18 protein-coding genes are annotated in these 19,965 nt (G+C 52.9%); 10 read left to right on the top strand and 8 right to left on the bottom strand.

Going from position 1 to position 19,965, the window contains the following annotated elements; all coding sequences use genetic code 11:
• Positions 1–73 precede the first annotated feature (73 nt).
• Positions 74–727: a multidrug efflux transporter transcriptional repressor AcrR gene (gene acrR, locus ACS603_RS12695; RefSeq protein ID WP_474944375.1), complete on the bottom strand. Its 654-nt coding sequence runs from the start codon at positions 725–727 to the stop codon at positions 74–76.
• Positions 728–868: 141 nt separating this feature from the next.
• Between acrR and acrA the strand changes: the two genes are divergently transcribed.
• From acrA to ACS603_RS12665, 6 genes are all read left to right on the top strand, one after another.
• A complete protein-coding gene (acrA, locus tag ACS603_RS12690) occupies positions 869–2,062 on the top strand; it encodes a multidrug efflux RND transporter periplasmic adaptor subunit AcrA (RefSeq protein WP_182059862.1) in 1,194 nt (397 codons plus the stop codon).
• 22 nt (positions 2,063–2,084) lie between these two features.
• Positions 2,085–5,231 carry a multidrug efflux RND transporter permease subunit AcrB gene (gene acrB / locus ACS603_RS12685; RefSeq protein WP_182059861.1) on the top strand — a complete coding sequence of 1,049 codons (3,147 nt, stop codon included), beginning with the start codon at positions 2,085–2,087 and terminating at the stop codon, positions 5,229–5,231.
• Between the two features lie 513 nt (positions 5,232–5,744).
• Positions 5,745–6,119, top strand: coding sequence for an Hha toxicity modulator TomB (gene tomB, locus ACS603_RS12680; protein ID WP_008499288.1), 375 nt, complete (start codon positions 5,745–5,747; stop codon positions 6,117–6,119).
• 27 nt (positions 6,120–6,146) lie between these two features.
• Positions 6,147–6,365 (top strand): HHA domain-containing protein, encoded by a 219-nt coding sequence (locus tag ACS603_RS12675; protein WP_182059860.1) that lies wholly within the window; start codon positions 6,147–6,149, stop codon positions 6,363–6,365.
• Positions 6,366–6,575: 210 nt separating this feature from the next.
• On the top strand, positions 6,576–7,127 hold the full coding sequence (gene maa / locus ACS603_RS12670; RefSeq protein WP_182059859.1) for a maltose O-acetyltransferase: 552 nt from the start codon (positions 6,576–6,578) through the stop codon (positions 7,125–7,127).
• Between the two features lie 116 nt (positions 7,128–7,243).
• On the top strand, positions 7,244–7,711 hold the full coding sequence (locus ACS603_RS12665) for a YlaC family protein (protein ID WP_182059858.1): 468 nt from the start codon (positions 7,244–7,246) through the stop codon (positions 7,709–7,711).
• Here ACS603_RS12665 and pdxR read toward each other — a convergent pair.
• Positions 7,683–9,143: a MocR-like pyridoxine biosynthesis transcription factor PdxR gene (gene pdxR / locus ACS603_RS12660; protein WP_182059857.1), complete on the bottom strand. Its 1,461-nt coding sequence runs from the start codon at positions 9,141–9,143 to the stop codon at positions 7,683–7,685. The genes ACS603_RS12665 and pdxR overlap by 29 nt on opposite strands.
• 99 nt (positions 9,144–9,242) lie before the next feature.
• Between pdxR and ACS603_RS12655 the strand changes: the two genes are divergently transcribed.
• Positions 9,243–9,953, top strand: coding sequence for a GNAT family N-acetyltransferase (locus ACS603_RS12655; RefSeq protein WP_182059856.1), 711 nt, complete (start codon positions 9,243–9,245; stop codon positions 9,951–9,953).
• Here ACS603_RS12655 and ykgO read toward each other — a convergent pair.
• Positions 9,950–10,090, bottom strand: a complete 141-nt coding sequence (gene ykgO, locus ACS603_RS12650; RefSeq protein WP_006818844.1) for a type B 50S ribosomal protein L36 — start codon at positions 10,088–10,090, stop codon at positions 9,950–9,952. The two genes, ACS603_RS12655 and ykgO, sit on opposite strands and share 4 nt — an antisense overlap.
• A gap of 2 nt (positions 10,091–10,092) precedes the next feature.
• Positions 10,093–10,353: a type B 50S ribosomal protein L31 gene (locus ACS603_RS12645; protein WP_182059855.1), complete on the bottom strand. Its 261-nt coding sequence runs from the start codon at positions 10,351–10,353 to the stop codon at positions 10,093–10,095.
• A gap of 232 nt (positions 10,354–10,585) precedes the next feature.
• Between ACS603_RS12645 and ACS603_RS12640 the strand changes: the two genes are divergently transcribed.
• The gene (locus tag ACS603_RS12640) at positions 10,586–12,145 is read left to right on the top strand and encodes an EAL domain-containing protein (RefSeq protein WP_474944374.1); all 1,560 of its coding nucleotides are present in this window, start codon (positions 10,586–10,588) and stop codon (positions 12,143–12,145) included.
• 10 nt (positions 12,146–12,155) lie between these two features.
• Here ACS603_RS12640 and ACS603_RS12635 read toward each other — a convergent pair whose 3' ends face one another.
• Positions 12,156–12,428 carry a metal/formaldehyde-sensitive transcriptional repressor gene (locus ACS603_RS12635; RefSeq protein WP_182059853.1) on the bottom strand — a complete coding sequence of 91 codons (273 nt, stop codon included), beginning with the start codon at positions 12,426–12,428 and terminating at the stop codon, positions 12,156–12,158.
• Between the two features lie 133 nt (positions 12,429–12,561).
• On the opposite strand from ACS603_RS12635, the gene ACS603_RS12630 reads away from it, so the two are divergent.
• On the top strand, positions 12,562–13,410 hold the full coding sequence (locus ACS603_RS12630; protein ID WP_474944373.1) for a nickel/cobalt efflux protein RcnA: 849 nt from the start codon (positions 12,562–12,564) through the stop codon (positions 13,408–13,410).
• Positions 13,411–13,446: 36 nt separating this feature from the next.
• Here the strand turns inward: ACS603_RS12630 and ACS603_RS12625 are convergent, their stop codons facing one another.
• From ACS603_RS12625 to yczE, 3 genes are all read right to left on the bottom strand, one after another.
• Positions 13,447–16,539, bottom strand: a complete 3,093-nt coding sequence (locus ACS603_RS12625) for a beta-galactosidase (RefSeq protein WP_474944372.1) — start codon at positions 16,537–16,539, stop codon at positions 13,447–13,449.
• Between the two features lie 103 nt (positions 16,540–16,642).
• The gene (locus tag ACS603_RS12620; protein ID WP_182059850.1) at positions 16,643–17,713 is read right to left on the bottom strand and encodes a LacI family DNA-binding transcriptional regulator; all 1,071 of its coding nucleotides are present in this window, start codon (positions 17,711–17,713) and stop codon (positions 16,643–16,645) included.
• Between the two features lie 77 nt (positions 17,714–17,790).
• A complete protein-coding gene (gene yczE, locus ACS603_RS12615; protein ID WP_182059849.1) occupies positions 17,791–18,402 on the bottom strand; it encodes a membrane protein YczE in 612 nt (203 codons plus the stop codon).
• Between the two features lie 86 nt (positions 18,403–18,488).
• Between yczE and yczR the strand changes: the two genes are divergently transcribed.
• A complete protein-coding gene (gene yczR, locus ACS603_RS12610; RefSeq protein ID WP_474944371.1) occupies positions 18,489–19,913 on the top strand; it encodes a MocR-like transcription factor YczR in 1,425 nt (474 codons plus the stop codon).
• Positions 19,914–19,965: the final 52 nt, after the last annotated feature.

Below are 19,965 nucleotides of genomic sequence, written 5' to 3'. Positions count from 1 at the left end.
GCGTGCAGGATATCACGCCCGCGTTTTGCAGAATAGCGCGAACCGTAACCTCTGAGAGAATTCCTGGAATGGCTTAAGCCGGCAGGGACGTTGTTTCACCGCGAAGCGTTGGGCTAAGCTGGCACATCTCCAGGAAAATCACGACGTAATCGCGCGCTTCTTTTTTCAAATCAAATGACTGGGGAGAGAAAAGCCAGTTTTCCATCAGGCCCGAAATGTAGGCGCGCATCAGGATAGCTGCCCGGCGGGTCAGCAAATCGGCAGGTAACATTTTTGCCTGAATACATTGATTTAGCGTATATTCTATACGGTCATAGCTTTCCAGACTCAGACTTCGTTGCGCCTGCTGAACAACCGCCATTTCGCCAACGAATTCGCACTTGTGGAAGATAATTTCCATCATTAACCGGCGGCGTTCTTCAACGACTGTTGCTTCAAGGATATATACTAAAATTTCTCTCAATACTGAGAGTGGATCGTCGGGGAATTTTGCCCGATACTCAGTCTCTAGATCACTAATGCTGGATTCTGAAAGCTCCCAGATTTCGCTGAACAGATCTGACTTGTCTTTAAAATGCCAGTAAATCGCTCCCCGTGTCACCCCAGCGGCCTGAGCAATCTGAGCCAGTGAGGTTGAAGACACACCTTGCTGAGAGAACAAACGCATAGCCACATCAAGTATGTGTTGACGAGTTTCCAGCGCTTGTTGTTTGGTTTTTCGTGCCATGCGTCAGTGAATTTACAGGAGTCAGATTTACATACATTTATGAATGTATGTACCATAGCATGACGATAATATAAACGCAGCAATGGGTTTTTAGACTTAGGACCCTTGATCAATTTGAAATCGGACACTCGAGGTTTACATATGAACAAAAACAGAGGGTTAACGCCTCTGGCGGTCGTTCTGATGCTCTCAGGCAGCTTAGCGCTAACAGGATGTGACGAGAAACAGGCTCAACAAGGCGCTCATCAGACACCAGAAGTGGGTGTGGTGACGCTCAAGTCCGAACCTCTCCAGATAACAACAGAATTGCCCGGTCGTACCAACGCTTACCGCGTTGCCGAAGTTCGTCCTCAGGTGAGCGGTATCATCCTGAAACGCAACTTCACCGAAGGTGGTGACGTTGAAGCAGGTGTTTCTCTGTATCAGATTGATCCGGCTACCTATCAGGCCGCTTACGAAAGCGCGAAAGGCGATCTGGCGAAAGCCGAAGCCGCAGCGAAAATTTCGCAACTGACGCTGAATCGTTACAAAAAACTGCTTGGTACTCAGTACATTAGTCAACAGGATTACGATACTGCCCTGGCCGATGCACAACAGAACAATGCAGCCGTCGTCGCGGCTAAAGCTGCCGTTGAAACTGCACGTATCAACCTGGCTTATACCAAAGTGACCTCCCCTATTAGCGGTCGTATTGGTAAGTCTTCCGTTACGGAAGGTGCGCTGGTCCAGAACGGGCAAACCACTGCGCTGGCCACCGTGCAGCAGCTTGATCCTATCTACGTTGACGTTACCCAATCCAGTAACGATTTCCTGCGTCTTAAACAAGAGCTGGCAAACGGCACCCTGAAGCAGGAAAACGGTAAGGCGAAAGTAGAGCTGGTCACCAGTGACGGCGTTAAATTCCCACAGGCGGGTACACTTGAGTTTTCCGACGTAACCGTTGATCAGACCACCGGTTCCATCACCCTGCGTGCCATTTTCCCGAACCCTGACCACACCCTTTTACCGGGTATGTTCGTTCGCGCACGTCTGGAAGAAGGGACTAACCCAACCGCAATTCTGGTTCCTCAGCAGGGTGTGACCCGTACGCCGCGTGGCGATGCGAGCGCGCTGGTTGTGGGTGCAGATGACAAAGTCGAAACGCGCAATATCACTGCAACGCAGGCGATTGGCGACAAATGGCTGGTGACGGAAGGTCTGAAAGATGGCGATCGCGTGATTGTCACTGGTTTGCAAAAAGTACGTCCTGGCGCACAGGTAAAAGCACAGGAAGTCGCTTCTGACACTCAACAAAAAGCCGCAGCCGACGGTCAGTCAGAACAAACCAAGTCTTAACTTAAACAGGAGCCGTTAAGACATGCCTAATTTCTTTATCGATCGCCCCATATTTGCGTGGGTGATTGCCATAATCATCATGCTTGCAGGGGGTCTGGCGATCCTGAAGCTGCCGGTCGCGCAATATCCAACGATTGCGCCACCAGCCGTTTCGATCACCGCAACCTACCCTGGGGCTGATGCAAAAACGGTGCAGGACACCGTTACTCAGGTTATCGAACAGAATATGAACGGTATCGATAACCTGATGTACATGTCCTCAAACAGTGACTCAACCGGTACGGTTCAAATCACCCTGACCTTCCAGTCAGGTACTGATGCTGATATCGCGCAGGTTCAGGTACAGAACAAATTGCAGCTGGCTATGCCGCTGCTGCCACAGGAAGTACAACAGCAGGGCGTGAGCGTCGAGAAATCGTCCAGTAGCTTCCTGATGGTTGTCGGCGTTATCAACACCAACGGCACCATGACCCAGGAGGATATCTCCGACTACGTGGGCGCCAACATGAAGGATGCTATCAGCCGTACTTCTGGTGTGGGTGACGTTCAGCTGTTCGGTTCTCAGTACGCAATGCGTATCTGGATGGACCCGAATAAACTGAATAACTTCCAGTTAACGCCTGTAGACGTTATCAGCGCCATTAAAGCGCAGAACGCCCAGGTTGCAGCCGGTCAGTTAGGTGGTACGCCACCGGTGAAAGGCCAGCAACTTAACGCATCTATCATCGCGCAAACGCGACTGACCTCTGCGGAAGAATTCAGCAAAATTCTGCTGAAAGTGAATCAGGATGGTTCACAGGTTCGCCTGCGTGACGTAGCGAAAGTCGAACTGGGTGGCGAAAACTACGACATCGTGGCGAAGTTTAACGGTAAACCGGCTTCTGGTCTGGGTATTAAACTGGCTACCGGTGCAAACGCCCTGGACACAGCGACAGCTATCCGTGCAGAACTGAAGAAGATGGAGCCGTACTTCCCGTCAGGTCTGAAGATCGTTTACCCGTATGACACCACGCCGTTCGTAAAAATCTCGATTCACGAAGTGGTTAAAACGCTGGTCGAGGCGATCATCCTGGTCTTCCTGGTGATGTACCTGTTCCTGCAAAACTTCCGCGCAACGCTGATCCCAACCATCGCCGTGCCGGTTGTCTTGCTCGGGACCTTTGCGATCCTGTCGATATTTGGCTACTCGATAAACACCCTAACGATGTTCGGGATGGTGCTAGCCATCGGCTTGCTGGTGGATGATGCCATTGTCGTGGTAGAGAACGTCGAGCGTGTAATGGCAGAGGAAGGTCTGCCGCCGAAGGAAGCAACCCGTAAATCAATGGGCCAAATCCAGGGCGCGTTGGTCGGTATCGCGATGGTGCTGTCTGCGGTATTTATCCCGATGGCCTTCTTCGGTGGCTCCACCGGTGCTATCTACCGTCAGTTCTCCATCACCATCGTTTCTGCGATGGCGCTGTCAGTACTGGTGGCGTTGATTCTGACGCCAGCTCTCTGTGCCACCATGTTGAAGCCCATTCAGAAAGGCGGCCATGGCGAGCATAAAGGGTTCTTCGGCTGGTTTAACCGCATGTTTGATAAAAGCACGCACCACTACACCGACAGCGTAGGTAACATTCTGCGCAGTACCGGTCGTTACCTGGTGCTGTATATCATCATCGTGGTGGGCATGGCTTATCTGTTTGTTCGTCTGCCAAGCTCGTTCCTGCCAGATGAAGACCAGGGTGTGTTCCTGACAATGGCGCAGCTTCCGGCGGGTGCATCGCAAGAGCGTACTCAGAAAGTGCTGGATGAAGTGACCGATTACTACCTCACCAAAGAGAAAGACAACGTTGAGTCTGTGTTTGCGGTTAACGGCTTTGGCTTTGCGGGTCGTGGTCAGAACACCGGTATCGCCTTCGTTTCTCTGAAAGACTGGTCAGAACGTCCGGGCAAGGAGAACAAGGTTGAAGCCATCACTGGTCGTGCAATGGGGACATTCTCGCAGATTAAAGATGCGATGGTCTTCGCCTTTAACCTGCCGGCGATTGTTGAACTGGGTACGGCTACCGGCTTTGACTTCCAGTTGATTGACCAGGGTGGTCTGGGTCATGAAAAACTGACGCAGGCACGTAACCAGCTGTTTGGTGAAATTGCTAAACATCCTGATCTGCTGGTCGGTGTGCGTCCGAACGGTCTGGAAGATACACCGCAGTTCAAGGTCGATATCGATCAGGAGAAAGCGCAGGCGTTGGGTGTTTCCATTAGTGACATCAATACCACGCTGGGTGCTGCCTGGGGCGGAAGCTACGTCAACGACTTCATCGACCGTGGTCGTGTGAAGAAAGTGTACGTCATGTCTGAAGCGCAATACCGTATGTTGCCGAACGATATCAATAACTGGTACGTACGTGGCACTAACGGCCAGATGGTACCCTTCGCCGCCTTCTCTACGTCACACTGGGAATACGGTTCACCACGTCTGGAGCGTTACAACGGTCTGCCATCGATGGAAATCCTCGGTCAGGCAGCTGAAGGCAAGAGTACCGGTGAAGCGATGGCAATGATGGAGCAACTGGCCAGCAAGCTGCCTTCGGGTATTGGTTATGACTGGACGGGGATGTCCTATCAGGAACGTCTGTCCGGTAACCAGGCCCCTGCCCTGTACGCAATTTCACTGATTGTCGTGTTCTTGTGTCTGGCAGCGCTGTATGAGAGCTGGTCGATTCCGTTCTCCGTTATGTTGGTTGTTCCACTGGGGGTTATCGGCGCACTGCTTGCCGCAACGTTCCGTGGTCTGACAAACGACGTTTACTTCCAGGTGGGCCTGCTGACAACCATTGGCTTGTCGGCGAAGAACGCGATTCTTATCGTGGAATTCGCCAAAGATCTGATGGAGAAAGAAGGCAAAGGCCTGATTGAGGCGACGCTTGACGCGGTTCGTATGCGTCTGCGCCCAATCCTGATGACGTCTCTGGCGTTTATCCTCGGCGTTATGCCGCTGGTTATCAGCTCTGGTGCTGGCTCCGGTGCGCAGAACGCAGTAGGTACAGGTGTAATGGGCGGTATGGTCACCGCGACCGTTCTCGCTATCTTCTTCGTACCGGTGTTCTTCGTGGTGGTTCGTCGCCGCTTCAGCCGTAAGAATGAAGATATTGAGCATAGTCACTCAGTAGAACACCACTGATACCGGTTTCAACCGATAAAAAGGCCGCATTAGCGGCCTTTTTCATTTCACACGAAAAATCATAAATTACGCTTATTGTCGGATTATTTATTTTCTGCCATCTTAATAAGACATATCATATTTAACCGTTAACTTAATCGACGAACTTATGGTTTTTTTAATTTCATTTCTCTTCGTAGATTATTAGGAATAATCCTAATACAGCGCACAAAAGTGCAAAAAGTCTGAATCTGGACTTCATTTGAAGGTAAATGCTAACCCAATGAATCATAAGGATGCGGTAAAAAATAAGCGCTGATAAAGTTAAAAACGCCGCACATAAACCTTGCTATTGCGCGCACGCTCGAAAACCTGATTTTTAATTGTAATTTTTCGTAATAGCGCGGTGAAATCTTGAAAGGAGTGGCTTATAGTTAGAGTTATCAGGAACACAGCACGTTGCGGCTAAGTATGTTGTATCCATCCCGACAATGATGTTCGGTGAGTAAGAAATCACTCAGAAGGGGATGCGCTATGGACGAGTACTCGCCAAAAAGGCATGATATCGCGCAGTTGAAATTTCTCTGCGAATCCTTGTACCATGACTGCCTTGCCAATCTTGATGAAAGTAACCACGGCTGGGTGAATGATCCAACGTCTGCCATCAATTTACAGTTAAATGAGTTGATAGAGCATATAGCGACCTTCGCACTTAATTATAAAATTAAGTACAATGAAGATAATAAACTGATTGAGCAAATTGACGAATACCTGGATGACACCTTTATGTTGTTCAGCAGCTACGGCATTAACGCACAGGATTTGCAAAAATGGCGTAAATCGGGAAACCGCTTATTCCGCTGTTTCGTCAACGTGAGCAGAGCTAACCCTGTTAGCCTATCCTGTTAAAATTATTACAATGACTAAGGTGAATTTATGTCTGATAAACCATTAACCAAAATCGATTATTTGCTGCGTTTGCGACGTTGTCAGTCAATAGACACGCTCGAACGTGTTATTGAAAAAAATAAATACGAGCTTCCTGATAATGAACTGGCTGTATTTTATTCAGCGGCTGACCACCGTCTTGCAGAACTCACCATGAATAAGCTGTATGACAAAATTCCTTCTTCTGTATGGAAGTTTGTCCGTTAATCACGAATGTTGACCATTGAGACTGAACACCACTTCCTAAGCTGAATTCACCTTTCGCGTTGCGAACCCTGTGAGCCAGACAGGTCCCCTTAACCAATGTGCTCATTCACAACAATGTTGTGACTGTAATCACACCCCACTTTCGGGAACGTTCCCTTTCCGGTTTATGACCATTACCTTATAGGTGATCAATTTTCCAGTGAGGCTCCCATGAGTGAAGAAAAGCAAAAGATGATTGCAGGCGAACACTACCGTCCGGGTGACGATACATTACGGGCCGACCGCTTGCGTGCCCGCCTACTGGTTCATCGATACAACCACACGTCGCCAGACGACAAACCTGAACGCCAGTCCATCCTTGCTGAATTGCTGGGGCAAAGCGAAGGGGCCTATATTGAGCCAAGTTTCCGCTGTGATTACGGCTACAATATCTACCTCGGCGCGGCGTTTTACGCTAATTTTGATTGCGTTATGCTCGACGTCTGCCCAATCCATATTGGTGATAACTGTATGCTCGCGCCGGGCGTTCATATCTATACGGCAACACATCCGCTGGATGCCAGCGAACGCAACAGCGGTGTTGAATACGGTAAGCCTGTGACAATCGGTAATAACGTCTGGATCGGCGGGCGTGCGGTCATTAACCCAGGCGTGACTATTGGTGATAATGTTGTGGTGGCGTCCGGGGCCGTTGTCACGAAAGATGTCCCCGCCAATGCGGTAGTCGGCGGTAATCCCGCCAAAATCATCAAAATGCTGTAAGCGTATGCCGGGTAACTGTTATGATCTTTCAGCGCATAACTGTTACTTTTTTCACCCCATCCGCTCCACTAAACTAGGCAGATCCCCTGTATTTTCAAAATTCATGAAGGCAAAAAATGACAGAGATACAGCGCCTGCTCACCGCTACCATCGACGACCTGAATATTCGCGAAAAGCGTGATAATCGCCCGCGCTTTAGCATTAGCTTTATTCGTAAACACCCAGGTCTGTTTGTTGCGATGTACGCCGCCTGGCTTGCCACGCTGATTGTGATGCTGCGTTCCGAAACCCTGGTGGATTCCGTCTGGCTTCTGGTTGTGTTGTTTGTGGTGTTTAACGCGTTCTTCTTCTTCGACGTTAATCCTCGTTATCGTTACGAAGATATCGACGTTCTCGATTTTCGCGTCTGCTATAACGGCGAATGGTACAACACCCGCTTTGTGCCCTCTGAGCTCATCGACAGCATTCTCCACTCACCCGACGTAAACGCCGGGGAAAAAGAGAAACTGCAAAAAATGATCTCCACCAAAGGTGAGCTTTCGTTCTACGATGTCTTTACGCTATCCCGCCCTGTTGCAGCGTAATGAGGTTTTGTAAACGCCGGATACCGGATGTGAACTGAGAAGCGGAAGTATTGCCGTACCCTAATACCAGGCCGGTTTGCCCCTGATGAGTATCAAGGTAGTATCCGCTCAATGCAGCAGGTGCCAGCTGAAAAGCTCTTGCCTGCTGCACAATGGCTTTATCATCAATCCCGTCAATGGCCACCGTCAGATGCATTCCGCCCTCACCGGCCAGAACGCGGTGTTCAACATGAAGCTCCGTGCTTAGTACCTCACGTAACTGTCTGTATCGCTTGCGATAAAGTCGACGCATTGCCGCAAGGTGCCGCGCATAATGCCCCTCTTCAATAAACAACGCCAGGGTGCGCTGTTCTGCGCGATGCCCGCCACGCAATAATGCGCCGATTGCCGGCTGCGCCGCCTTCGCCAGCGCAGGTGGTAACACCATAAAACCAATTCGAAGCGAGGGAAAAAGCGTTTTGCTGAAGGTTCCCAGATAGACCACCGGCGCGTGCTTTATCATTCCTGACATAGCCGGAACCGGTTCACCGCTGTAGCGAAATTCGCTGTCATAGTCATCTTCCACAATCCACGCTTTTTGCGCCTGAGCCAGCTCCAGCAGCGCCAGACGCCGACGGGCGCTGAGCACACTACCATAAGGAAACTGGTGTGAGGGTGAGGTAAAAATGAGTGAAGGTGCGTCTGACTGCTGCTGCTCCCAGCACATACCTTCATCATCAACGGGCATCCCGACCACCGTGAGCCCCGTTTTGGCGAACGCACTTTTTGCCCCTGCATAACCGGGATCTTCAATCCAGGCGATATCCCCGGGTTCGCTCAGAAGCAACGTACAAAGATTTACGCCTTCGAGCGCGCCTTCGGTTATAACAATCTGGCTGGCATCACAGGTGATCCCGCGCGATAACGCAAGGTGCCGGGCAATAGCCTCTCGCAAAGACAACTCCCCTTCCGGGGCGCCATAGCCCAACAGGGCACTGCCCTCTTCCCGCAATACCCTGTCGTATAAACGCCGCCATAACGGCAGTGGAAAATAGTTAATCGCGGGTGTGCCCGGGGTAAAGGCCGGAACCGGCGTTCCCCGTGGCGTAGGCGCAGGCAGTAATGCAACGCGTTTTGCGAGCGTGACAGCAGGCTCAGGTGATGGATGGGCAATATTACGCTTTGCAAGCTGTGCAACCCGCGTACCCTGCCGGTTTCGCCGCAAATAGCCTTCAAGCGTGAGCTGCTCCAGTGCGGCATTCACCGTGTTGCGCGAAAGGCCGAGCTGTCGCGCAATGACACGAGAGCCTGGCAATCGCGATTCCGCCTGCAGCCGTCCGTGCAAAATAGCCTCCCGCAAAGCAAGATAGAGGGCACGTTGCAGCGTTTCTGCCCCACGCTTTTTCAGCGTATCCAGAATCAGGGTATAGAATTCATCGCCGGGTATATTCATCTTTCCTCCGTGGTACCAACAAAACATATCCTGGTGGTTCTTTTTAAGGAACCAGTTATTCCCTAACCTGAATGTCTTTACACCGCCACGGAAATTAACATGAATACATTCAATCAGTTTGGGCAACCCATCGGGGAAGAACTTGTCGACTGGCAGCCACGTCAGCATCCGGCCAGGGTGGAACTTAATGGCCGTTACTGCCGCCTTGAGCCGCTACGTGTGGAGCACGCCTCGGCGCTGTTTGCCGCCTATCAGCAGGCTGAAGATACCCGTAGCTGGACCTGGTTATTACGTGAACCCGATGCAACAGTTGCTGAGTATTCTCAGTGGATTGCCAGCGTATGTGTGTTATCTGACCCTATTCATTTCGCCGTTATCGACAATCAAACGCAGTCGCCGGTGGGCTCTCTGGCCCTGATGCGTATTGATCCTAAGAATGGTGTTGTGGAAGTCGGGCATGTGCATTTTTCACCGCTTATGAGCCGCACGCCGTTGTCCACAGAAGCACAATACCTGCTGATGCGTTACGTGTTTGACGGGCTGGGATACCGCCGTTACGAGTGGAAATGCAATAGCCTGAACGAACCTTCACGTCGTGCCGCGCTGCGTCTGGGATTCCAGTATGAAGGTCGTTTTCGTCAGGCGCTGGTGGTGAAAGGCCATAACCGTGATACCGACTGGTTTTCCATCATTGATAAAGAGTGGCAGGCCCTGGACTGCGCCTTTCAGAACTGGCTTGCCACCGACAATTTTACGGCCGATGGCAAGCAGATAAGATCCCTGGAAAGTTGGCGCGAAACACGTTTTTAACGCTTTTTCTTACGTCCCTGCACCGCTTTAAAACGCGGGTTGGACTTACAAATGACGTACAGGCGCCCTTTGCGTTTGACTATCTGACAATCGGGATGGCGCTGTTTTGCACTGCGTAGTGAGTTAAGTACCTGCATGATTAGCCTCGTTTAGCGCTAAGAAAGCCACCAAAGCGCTGGCGGAAACGTGCCGCACTGCCTTCGGTTGAGAATGACTTCTGCTTACCGGTGTAATACGGATGCGATTTTGACGATACCTCGATGGTGATATACGGGAATGTTTCACCATCGAGTTCGATTTCGCGGTCAGTTTTGATAGTCGAACCGACTTTAAAATATTCATTGGCACTGGTGTCGTGGAAAACGACAGTGCGATAGGCTGGGTGGATATCTGGTTTCATCGTAGACTCTTTATGTTTTGTTATAACATAACAAAATACTATCCGAGTCATGCTGCAAAAACAACCCCGCGCAATGCTTCATCCTGGCAATGTTTTTTTCTGATTCACCTTCATTGGACTGAAATCCCATCCCATCACGTGCTATAACTATATCATTTCACGATAAAATATTATCCTCTGGCGAGTAGGCTCTGTGTCCCGGAAGCGGGCATCTGAGAAAGGAAACAGCAGCATGAGAACCCGACATTTGGTCAGCCTGGTGACTGGTATTCTGATCTTTTCCGTGCTCGTTCCCATTTGTCTCAGCGTCTGGCTGGCCCACCGCCAGGCGGAACATGAATTTATCAACGCGCTGGACAGCTATTCATCACGCGTGCTGGTCCGCACGGAAAGGGTTGTTCAGCAAGCCAAGGATGCGCTTAAGCAGTTAGAGAATTTCGAAGGTGTTCCCTGTAGTCCGCTGCAAATGCGCGAAATGCGTCGGGTAGCGTTTTCTGCACGTTACATCCAGGAAGTGATGTATCTCGATAACCTGAAACCACTATGCTCTTCCCTTGAGCAAGCCAGTTACGCTTCTTCGTTACCGCCGCCGATGCGAATCACTGCTGATGGCTATAACGCATGGTTGACCCGGCAAAACGATCTTGGAATTAATCGCTACATGGCCGCGTTGGGACACGGGCATTACCTGGTTATGGTCGATCCCGCCTCGCTGGTCGATGTTATTCCATTTGGCGCACTCCCTGTTGATGCCGCACTCATAGGCCATGCCAGAAACAGTGTTTTCGCCAGCAGCAGCACGCTTGATCCCCATGTCCATGAACTCCTGGAAAACAGAGGCGTGACGCATTTGCAGTACAAAGGCGCGATGTATGTCGCGAAGCCAGTCCCCGATCTGGGCTTTACCATTGTCGCCTGGGCCACGCTAAAACCACTCGATGAAAGCTGGCATCAGCAGCTTCTGTTCTGGCTTCCTTTTGGCATTCTGGTGAGCCTTATCGCAGCGCTTTTTGTGCTGCGTATCTTGCGCCGGATCCAGTCGCCGAGAAATCGCCTGCTTGATGCCATTAACAGCCGTGAGTTTGTCGTTCACTATCAGCCGATAATCGCATTAGGCAGTGGAAAACTGGTTGGCGCCGAGGCGCTGACTCGCTGGCCACAGCCGGACGGAACCCACCTTTCACCCGATATTTTTGTACCACTGGCCGAACAAACCGGGCTTATTTCGCAATTAACCCAGTTGGTTTTCGAGAAAGTTTTCGAGGATATGGGAAGCTGGTTACAGCAGCATCCCGATCTGCATATCTCAGTAAACCTTGCCCCCGCCGATTTAACATCCGGTAAACTGCCGCCACTGTTAAGCCGGCTGCTAAACCACTGGCAGGTTCACCCGCAGCAAATTGCTCTTGAAGTGACCGAGCGCGGCTTTGCCGATCCGAAAATCAGCGCGCCGGCCATTGCGGCATTCCGTCGCGCCGGGCACGCGATCTACATTGACGATTTTGGGACCGGCTATTCCAGCCTCAGCTATCTTCAGGATCTGGATGTCGATACGCTCAAAATTGATAAATCCTTCGTCGATGCGCTGGAATACAAAAACGTGACGCCGCACATCATTGAAATGGCGAAATCTCTTGATCTGGCGATGGTGGCGGAAGGTATTGAAACGCAGGGGCAGCTCACGTGGCTGCACAGCCACGGCGTTCAGTTCGGGCAGGGGTGGTTTTACAGTAAGGCGCTACCGAAACTGGAATTTATACTCTGGGCTGAAAACAACCTCACAAAATCGTGAGGAACACGCACTATTTGAGATAGGATTTCATCACCTGCAAAACTACGCCAAGATCGGCCTCGCGCTGATTTTCTTCGGGCTCTTTCACCACATGATCGGTTAAGTGCCCTTCGATCACCTGCATCATCATGCCGTTCACCGCACCGCGGATCGCCGCCAGTTGCTGAAGCACCTCAGCACACTCATGATCGCTGTTGAGCATTTTTTCCAGCGCGGTACTTTGCCCCTGAATTTTCTTCAGGCGGGTCAATAACATCTTCTTATGGCGAACCGTATGTGACATCTCACTCTCCCTCATTTTTTGCCACTGAAGCATAACATGCTCTACTCCCCCTGAGTATTTTTCTACTGGGGGGTAGTATTACCCTACTGGGGGGGAGTAGTATCAGCACACGTTTTCTTCCCCGGTATTCTTAATGAACGATTTCACTTCACTCCTGCAACAAGGCAACGCGTGGCTTTTTGTGCCGAGCGCAATTTTGCTGGGTGCGCTGCATGGCCTGGAACCAGGGCACTCAAAAACGATGATGGCCGCGTTTATTGTGGCGATCCGCGGTACGCTAAAACAGGCGATCCTGCTGGGACTGGCGGCAACGTTTTCCCATACAGCGGTAGTCTGGATCATTGCGATGGCAGGCTTATGGTTTGGCCGAGGCTGGGATGCAAATACCTCTGAACCCTGGTTCCAGCTGATTTCAGGCGTGATGATTATTCTGATCGCGTTATGGATGGCATGGCGAACCTGGAAAGAGAGCCAGCCACACGATCACCACCACGAACATCATCATCACGATCACCACCATGACCATGACCATGACCATGACCATGACCATGACCACCATCATGATCACCACGATCATACACATCAACTGGTTGATGAGGAGTGGCAAGACGCCCACCAGCGCGCCCATGCCCAGGACATCAACCGCCGTTTTAAGGGGCAGACTGTCACGACAGGGCAAATCGCCATGTTCGGGTTGACTGGCGGACTCATCCCCTGCCCGGCCTCCATTACGGTGCTGCTGATCTGCCTGCAACTGAAGCATTTTGCGCTGGGCGCCACGCTAGTGTTTAGTTTCAGTATTGGTCTGGCGTTAACGCTGGTTGCCTCAGGTGCAATTGCCGCCCTGAGCCTTAAACATGCCACCAAACGCTGGCCGGGATTCAGTGAATTTTCACGCAAAGCGCCGTGGATCTCAGCGGCACTGATAACAGTGGTGGGAATGTATATGAGCATCCACGGGTTAACCGGGATCCTCGCCTGAGCCAGGCGGCCACAAACCGTGGCCGCATCTTTTGTGTTACTGGGTCTTTTGCTGCCAGCTAAAGGAGTAGCGCAGCTGGCGGTTTTGCAGGATAAATTCTGGTGACACGCTCGGACTCCACGAATCATCACCCCCCACGCCCATGTGGAAGGCATCCAGATTTAACCAGCAGCCCGGCTCTTCCCTCAACAGATGCTGATGTGTGGTATCACGCAGCTGGCGCTGGCTGTACCGGCTCAGGGAGAAGTGGAAATCTCCGGTGAACTGATGAGCGCCAAATTCAAGCGCGCGGGTATCGCAACGCAGGCCATTCTCCGTCGGGAAAATGTAAGGAGTTTGCAGGGCATCAAGCGGTAATTCCCAGCGCCCCTGTTGCGCCGCCAGTTTTCGGTCCGGGTAGTTTTCGTGCGGCCCAAGCCCCTGCCAGCTAACGATTTCTGGCGTTTGGGCAAGCTGACAATCCAGCCCGATACGCGCAGGCTCAGGAATATCTGATGCAACCTGCACCAGCACATCACCGTGCAATACCCCGTTGCTATCAACCCGCCAGGTTTTCCGGCTGAGGAACAGCGTTTTCCCCTGGTGTTCCCAGGCATGAAGGGTGCTGACAACAACATCGCCGCTATGCTGTTCACCGTCACACTGCAATAACCGGGCAGACAAATCATACATGCCCGCCGCTTTCCAGCGTTCGACCCAGGCATTAGGATCAATGCGGGTTGCCTCACTCACGCCAATATCATTATCCAGCGGCGCGCGGGTAAAGTTATCCTTTAGCGGGGAGAGCAGGGTTTCAACCCCTTCATTCCACCACTGCGTCAGATCCCCTGAAACACGGTCAAAGTGCCAGCGCTGCTGCTGATGGGTAATGTCCAGCACCGTCTCTTTCACCGTTAATAACGGCGTCACACCCGGCTGCGGGGCTGGTGCCACATACAATGGTGCGGGAAGTGGCCACTGCTCCCAGGCGCAGCAATGATGTGCCGATGACCACGGCGTGCTTTGGGTTTGATACACCTCTACATTTAACCAGACATCGCCCGGCGCAGCCTGTAGCGCTGGTAGGGCGAACTCTACGCGCTGTATTCCCTGCGGAGCCATGTTCAGGGTGATGTCGCCCGCTCCCAGTACATTTTCACCCCGGGTAATCGTCCATTTCAGCTGTTCGTTATCGGTGGTGCGGAACAGGTAGTCACTTTTAATCTCAATCACCAGTGGCGAGGTACTGACCAGGCTAAAGGTGAAGAATTGCTGCGCGCGCTGGGCTTCATACAGTGCAGGGTGTGGCGTGCGGTCAGGGAACACCAGTCCGTTCAGGCAAAACTGTCGGTCATTCGGTTTATCACCAAAATCACCGCCATACGCCCAGAACGTATTGCCGTTTTCGTCTTTCTTCGTCAGCGCCTGGTCAACCCAGTCCCAGACGAACCCGCCCTGCAAACGCGGATGGCTGCGAAACGCCTGCCAGTATTTTGCAAAGCCACCGAAACTGTTGCCCATCGCATGAGCGTATTCACACAAGATCAGCGGACGCGTTTCATCCGGCATCCCGATCCATTTCTTGATTGACCATTTTGGTACGGCCGGGAACGGCTGATCCTGATCAACACGCGCATACATCGGGCACACAATGTCGGTTGCGGCGGTATTTGCACCACCGCCTTCGTATTGCACCGGACGAGTCGGGTCGGTGGTTTTCAGCCAGCGGTAGAGCGCATCGTGGTTAGCACCGTGGCCAGATTCATTCCCGAGTGACCAGATAATAATTGACGGATGATTACGGTCGCGCAGCACCATACGGGTTACGCGTTCGCTCATGGCTGGCAACCAGCGCGGATCGTCAGCCAGACGACTCATCGGCACCATGCCGTGCGTTTCAATGTTGGCTTCATCTACCACGTACAGGCCGTAGCGATCGCAAAGCGTGTACCACAGCGGATGGTTGGGATAATGCGAACAGCGCACCGCGTTAAAGTTGTGCTGCTTCAGCAACTCGATGTCGCGGCGCATGGTGACTTCATCCATCACCTGCCCGTTTTCAGGGTGATGTTCATGGCGGTTAGCGCCGCGGATCAGTAGCGGTTTGCCATTGAGTTTAAGCAGGCCGTTGCGTATCTCTACACGACGGAAGCCCACGTCACAGGCCTCGCACTCGATGACCCGCCCCTGCGCATCCCTCAGTGAAATCGTCAGGCGATACAGCGCCGGAATTTCGGCGCTCCATAATTCAGGTGCCACAACAGGCATAGATACCGTTAAGCGCTCGGCCCAGTTGCCGCGCTCATCCACAATCTCAGAGCCAGGACGCTGGGTTGCCCTGGCGCACGGCTCACCGTTTCGCCACAGGGTAAGCGCCACATCACACTCAGCGTATTGGCTCCCCGCCAATGCAACGTCCACCCTGAGCAGCGCCCGGTCTAATTCGGTATTTAATTCGGTGACAACGTGGTAATCCGCAATCTGCGTTTCCGGTTTATGCAGCAACGACACATCGCGGAAGATGCCGCTCATCCGCCACATATCCTGATCTTCAAGATAGCTCCCGTCGCACCAGCGCAGCACCATTACTGCCACGCGGTTCAGGCCCGGGCGAAGCACTGCCGAGAGATCAAATTCTGCGGGCAGACGGCTGTCCTGTGAATAGCCAATCCAGTGGCCGTTACACCACAGATGAAAAGCCGAATTCACCCCATCAAAAATAATGCGGGTTTGCCCGCTCAGCAGCCATGCATCATCCACCTCAAATGTGAGCGAGTAACAACCGGTCGGGTTTTCTTGCGGAACAAAGGGCGGGTTAACGGCAAAAGGATAAGTAACATTGGTATAGATGGGAGTATCGAAACCCCGCATCTGCCAGTTTGACGGCACAGGCATCGGAACTGAGCCGTCACAGTCTTCTTCTACCCATCCTTGCGGAACGCGCTCTGGGAAGGCATAAAAATTGAAGCGCCACTCCCCGTTAAGAGAACGCTTATTAAGGGGTTGCCAGTCATCTCTGGCGTGTTGTTCATCACGCCAGCTGTGAAACGGCGCATGGGCCGCCAGCCGGTTCCACTGTGTAACACCAGGATTTTCCCAGTCCCGACGAGCCAGAAGTGCGCTGAGTGTCAGCGGCGATGTATTTGACATATTACCCTCAATGCGAAGCGCTCACAATTTATGTCAACATGCCCTGGCAAAACCCTGCGGTAAAGCGTCCGATCGCGGCGAAGCGAGTCAGATCACAAAAGTCTTATCCGCGTGCTAATTGTTCAGCTAAGAGCGCCAGTGTTTTCAGCTGCCGGGCAAGTTCTTCACGATCCGCCTGCTGTGACGTACGGCGGGCGCTGGAGTGACGGGTAATAAGAGTCACCGGAAGTTGTGCTTGCCAGCATTCGTTTTTGGAAGACGCGGTCAGCAGCCACTCAACGCTGCGCTCGCCCGCCTCACGAAATGCCTGGCGAACCGTGGTCAGTGGCGGAGAAAACCAGGCGCTATCGGTTGTGTCATCAAAACCCACAACGGATATCTGCCCAGGCACAGCAATCCCTTTTTCCGCGCAGGCACGCATAACCCCTAACGCCATCTGATCGTTTGCCACCAGAATAGCCTCCGGCAGCTCCGGGCCCGATAAAAGCTGATGACCCTTTTCGTAACCGGAAGCGGCGCTCCAGTCACCGAAAACTACGCCGGCAGGTTCAAGCCCGGCTTGTGCCAGAGAAGCCAGCCACCCGGCCCGGCGGGCTCTGGCAGAGACAGAGCTTTCAGGCCCATTCAGCAGGGCAACCCGCTGATGACCCAACGAGATAAGATGTTCAGCCCCCAGCTGCGCTCCCTGGGCCGCATCAAAGACCAGGCTATTGACCTGCGCTGAGGGTGAAACATCCAAAAACAGCACCGGCACGGGTGATGCCAGTGCCTTTAGCTGTTCGGCTTCAGCATCTTCCAGCGGCACGTTCACCAGCAGCCCTTCAACACGTTGTGCCAGAAGTTCCTGAACTGCTGCCTGGCAGCGTTGTGGGTGTTCCACCATAGAAATCAGCACACTCGCCCCCTTCTCCACCGCGCGGGTTTTTACCGCAGAAGCAATTTGCGAAGGGGCATGAAGTGCCAGATCGGTCGTAATCAGACCCAGCGTCCGGGTGCGTTTACCCGCCAGCTGTTGTGCGCCGCGATTGGGAACATAGTTCAGTTCCGCCATGGCTTGCTGCACCTTTTCCCGCGTGCGGGCGGAGACATGCTCCGCATCATTAATCACGCGGGAAACGGTCTGATAAGAAACCCCTGCGAGGAGGGCTACGTCATAAAGAGTGATAGCTTTCATGCATTTTGACATCGCGACAAGAGATGCCGCTATTCTGTCACAGCCACGCCGTTAATACTTGTGAGCGCTTCGCATAATTAAACAACTTGCTCAGGCTGAGGTATCTTTTGCACTTGCGGCTTCTGGCGAAACCAGGGCAAGCAGATCTGGATCAGCGGGCCAATGGTTAATGCATACAGCACCGTACCGACACCGAACGACCCGCCAAGCATGATGCCAATCAGCAACACCGCTACCTCGATGGACGTACGCACACTGCGGATAGACCAACCCAGTCGGGCATGAATGCCTGTCATCAGGCCATCGCGTGGGCCTGGCCCAAAACCGGCACCAATATACATCCCTGTCGCTATCGCATTAACTATAATGCCCGCCACCAGCAGAGCAATTCGCAGGGGCAGTGAGGTCAGCTCAGGGATCAGCGCCATCGTGGCATCGGCAGCCAGACCAATACAAATGACGTTACTTATCGTGCCAAGCCCAGGCCACTGGCGCAGCGGAACCCATAGCAGCAGCACCGCAGCGCCGATTAAAATAATCACCGTGCCAATGCTCAACCCCAACTGAATTGCCACCCCAAGATGAAATACGTCCCACGGATCGACACCCAGATCGGAACGAATAAACATTGCGGTTGAAAGGCCATACAGCCCTAATCCGACATAAAGTTGTACCAGACGACGTAACATTTTTATCTTCCCCGAAGAACCAGACTTTCATCTTCGGCGAAAATGGTCTTATGATTAATGTCCAGTTTTCAAATAGTGGACTGCATATGTCATCTCGTCGTTTTGGTAGTCAGTCACTGGTACGCTTGTTAGGCCACTGGCAGCAAACCACATCCCGTACACCGCTCTGGCGACAGCTGGCAGATGCCTTACGCCTGCTCATTCTTGATGGTCGACTGGCGCTCAACACCCGTTTACCGGGCGAGCGTGAACTGGCCTCCGCGCTGGACGTCAGCCGTACAACCATCAGCAGCGCATTAGCCCGCCTGCGAGACGAAGGCTATCTGGAGAGCCGTCATGGCAGTGGATCACGGGTGATCCTGCCTGATTCCCGGGCTGTACCCACCCTCTCAGCGGCAAGCGTAGCACTGGATCTTTCCACTGCGGCACTCAACGCCGGGCCGGAAATTCACCAGGCCTATACGTACGCGCTATCTGCCATTACGCAGTATCTCTCGCTAACGGGTTACGATCAGTCCGGATTGCTGGCCCTGCGGGAAGCCATTGCCGCACGCTATACCGCACGCGGGCTGGCAACCCGTGCAGACGAAGTGATGGTCGTCAACGGTGCGGTCAGTGCCTTTGCGCTGGTGTTACGCATGATGACAGGCCCCGGCGACCGCGTCGTGGTTGATCATCCAACCTACCCGCTGGCCATCGCCGCTATCCAGGGGGCACTTTGTCGGCCGGTAGGCGTCTCCCTGCCACAAACGGGCTGGGATACCGACGGTTTTGCCGCAACGCTTGCACAAACCGCGCCACGGCTGGCTTACCTGATGCCGGACTTCCATAACCCGACAGGGCGCTGTATGGACATCCCGACCCGCAAAGCGATAACTGACATTGCCGCACAGACCCGCACCACGCTGGTGGTTGATGAAACCATGGTGGATCTCTGGTTTGATTCTCCACCGCCTCCGCCGCTGGCCTCATTTAACCCAGAGGCAACGGTGATCACCCTGGGCTCGGCAGGAAAAAGTTTTTGGGGGGGCCTGCGTCTGGGCTGGATCCGCGCGTCTTCGCGGACCATTGCCACTCTCGCCCAGACACGCGATACCCTGGATTTAGGTTCACCGGTGCTGGAACAACTGGCAACCCTGTGGCTTATCGAAAACAGCGACACGTTTTTGCCGGCCCGGCGGCAAATGCTGGCCGAACGCCGCAAGCGGTGCAGTGAATTGCTGCGCGAGCATTTCCCGGAATGGACTTTCAACGACGCGGAAGGCGGGCTTTCTTACTGGGTGGAGCTACCAGGAATGCAGGCAACACAGCTTGCCGCGCGGGCAGAAACACTGGGGATCAATCTGGGCACCGGAACACGCTTTGGCCTGTCGGGGGCGTTTGACCGCTATTTACGAATGCCCTTTACGCTTGACCCGGCAGAGCTTGAGAGCGCGCTGATGAGAATCAAGCCGCTGTGGACGGCATTGAATAAAACCGCGGCTCCTGCCATAAAAAGGAGCATTGTTTAATGTGATGAGGATTAAATCTGGAGTTGAAATTTACGCTGGTTACATAATAACC

This window comes from Enterobacter sp. Li2LvB3 (genome assembly GCF_056156645.1).
The sequence above is the reverse complement of the archived record's forward strand: the minus strand, read 5'-3'. Positions and strand labels throughout refer to the sequence as shown.